The organism is Sphingobacterium prati, assembly GCF_013167215.1.
GTDB classification, from domain to species: domain Bacteria; phylum Bacteroidota; class Bacteroidia; order Sphingobacteriales; family Sphingobacteriaceae; genus Sphingobacterium; species Sphingobacterium prati.
In genome coordinates, this window is sequence record NZ_JABJWY010000020.1 from 1 (window position 1) to 2,973 (window position 2,973).

The 2,973-nt window shown below is 39.6% G+C and carries 2 protein-coding genes; both read left to right on the forward strand.

Annotated features, from left to right (window positions below):
* The coding region (locus tag HPC41_RS05880) for an ABC transporter permease (protein ID WP_172393109.1) at positions 1 to 546 on the forward strand (546 nt) is incomplete at its 5' end.
* 33 nt (positions 547 to 579) lie between these two features.
* A complete protein-coding gene (locus HPC41_RS05885; protein ID WP_172393110.1) occupies positions 580 to 2,973 on the forward strand; it encodes an ABC transporter permease in 2,394 nt (797 codons plus the stop codon).

Sequence of the window (2,973 nt, forward strand, 5' to 3'; positions counted from 1 at the left end):
GCCTGGTTTACAACGATTCATTACCGATTGAATACGAACAATAATATCTCGGACAACCTGAAAACAATTGAATCAATCTTTAAAAAGTTCAATCCTGATTATCCCTTTGAGTACCAATTTATTGATAAGACTTACGAAGAAAAATTCAAAGAAACAAAAGCCATAGGCACACTGGCCATGGTCTTTGCCGGCTTGACCATCTTTATTTCCTGTCTTGGTCTGCTCGCTTTGATTGCATATATGGCTGAAACACGTATGAAAGAAATTGCGGTCCGCAAAGTCCTCGGAGCAAGTGTGACACAAGTAACTTCATTGCTGTCCGTAGACTTTATTAAATTAGTGCTTATTGCCATTCTGATAGCCTCACCGATCGCTTGGTGGGTAATGGATAAATGGTTGCAGAATTATAGCTACCGCATCCAGATTCAATGGTATTATTTCGTTATCGCGGGGTTAATGGCCATATTAATCAGTATGGCAACCATAAGCTATCAAGCCATTAAGGCAGGACTTAGCAATCCGGTCGATAGTCTTCGGGATGAATAATTATCCGTTATCGCATATCTGAATGGAAACAATATGATCAAGACATACATCAAAATCGCGTGGCGGAATTTATTGAAGAACAAAGCTTTTTCCGCAATCAATATCCTCGGTCTGGCCATTGGTATGGCAGGAGCATTACTTATAGCGCTTTGGCTGCAAAATATGTTGGGCATGGATCGCTTTCATGAAAAAAGTGAACGGCTTTACATTATAAGCAATCGGGATGAATTTCAAGGTGAAAAATCTGCATGGGCGTACACGCCTAAGATACTGGGACCATCGATGGCGGTTGATTTCCCTGATATCGAAGCTTTCACAAGATATGATGAAGGCAATCAATTCTTAACTACATTCCAAAATAAGAAGTTAATTGCCAATACCGTATTTGTCGATCCTGGATTTTTTAACATATTCTCTCTACCTCTTCTGAAGGGAGCCAATAATATTCGCTTTGACAATCCTAAAGGTCTGGTGCTCACGGAAAGTTATGCAAAGGCCCTATTTGGAGATGAGGATCCCATTGGAAAATCAGTGAAGATCGATTCCATCAACCAAGTCACTGTGCAGGCAATACTCAGAGATCTACCCAGCAATTCAAGTTTCAAATTTGACATACTGCTACCCTTTGAATATGCTAAAACAATTGGGTACGTAGATGAAAACTGGGGTAATAATTCATTAAGCACTTATACGCTATTAAAAAAAGGAACTAGGCTTTCGGACTTCAATACCAAGATCAGAACGTATTCAAGAGATCATATCAATGCCGTTAATAAGGCGGAGGGTAATCAGTATGCCAAATACACTGGAGAGATTTTCGCTTTTCCATTCCAAGACTACTTTCTCTACAACAATGGTAAAGGTGGCAATTATACCTCTGGGCGTATTGATATCGTCAAGCTCTTTGCCTGGATCGGTATTTTTATATTATTGGTCGCCAGCATCAATTTTATGAATCTGAGTACAGCACGTTCTGAACGGCGGGCAAAAGAGGTTGGTGTACGCAAGGTAATCGGTGCAAATAAAACAAGCCTAATGGCGCAGTTCCTTGTCGAAAGTACCCTCATCAGTATGATTGGGATGGTTCTGGCAACTCTATTCGTTTTTATTGTTCTGCCATTCTTTAATGAACTCGTCGGAAAACAGCTCAGCTTATCTTTATTAAATTTGTGGACCTGGTTATTTTTGATCGGATTTACCGTATTCACTGGAATACTTGCTGGTATTTATCCTGCTTTCTTCCTCTCCTCTTTTCAACCTGTTAAGACCTTAAAAGGGAAATTTGTATCCAAGTCCAAAGGGCTTAGCGTTCGTTCAATCTTGGTTGTAGTCCAATTTACATTAGCCATTGTGTTAATTATAGCTACGGTTGTAGTTACAAAACAAATCCAATATACAAAACAACGTGAACGTGGTTATAATGAAAATGGTTTATTATATACCGGTATCAAAGGCGACCTCGAAAAAAACTATAAACTTATTCGTAATGAGTTATTAGCCAGTAATGCCGTCGTTTCTGTATCAAAGAATATGTCACCGGTAACAGATATGTACAGCAACGGCTGGGGATATACTTCGGGTACACCAACTGAGGAGGACAAGCGTATTTCATACAATCGTTTCAGCACGGATGCTGATGCCGTAAAAAATCTTGGATTGACACTAGTAAAGGGACGGGATATAGACATTTATAAATTTGCGACCGATAGTACTTCCTTAATCCTTAATGAGTCCGCAGTGAAAAGCCTGCATCTCAAAAACCCGATAAACAGCATTGTTGATGGAAATGGGACAAAATGGACTGTGGTTGGAGTAGTCAAAGATTTTATAATGGGTTCTCCATTTGGCAACAATGTACCAATGATTATTTTTGGCCCAAAAGCCTGGTTTACAACGATTCATTACCGATTGAATACGAACAATAATATCTCGGACAACCTGAAAACAATTGAATCAATCTTTAAAAAGTTCAATCCTGATTATCCCTTTGAGTACCAATTTATTGATAAGACTTACGAAGAAAAATTCAAAGAAACAAAAGCCATAGGCACACTGGCCATGGTCTTTGCCGGCTTGACCATCTTTATTTCCTGTCTTGGTCTGCTCGCTTTGATTGCATATATGGCTGAAACACGTATGAAAGAAATTGCGGTCCGCAAAGTCCTCGGAGCAAGTGTGACACAAGTAACTTCATTGCTGTCCGTAGACTTTATTAAATTAGTGCTTATTGCCATTCTGATAGCCTCACCGATCGCTTGGTGGGTAATGGATAAATGGTTGCAGAATTATAGCTACCGCATCCAGATTCAATGGTATTATTTCGTTATCGCGGGGTTAATGGCCATATTAATCAGTATGGCAACCATAAGCTATCAAGCCATTAAGGCAGGACTTAGCAATCCGGTCGATAGTCTTCGGGATGAATAA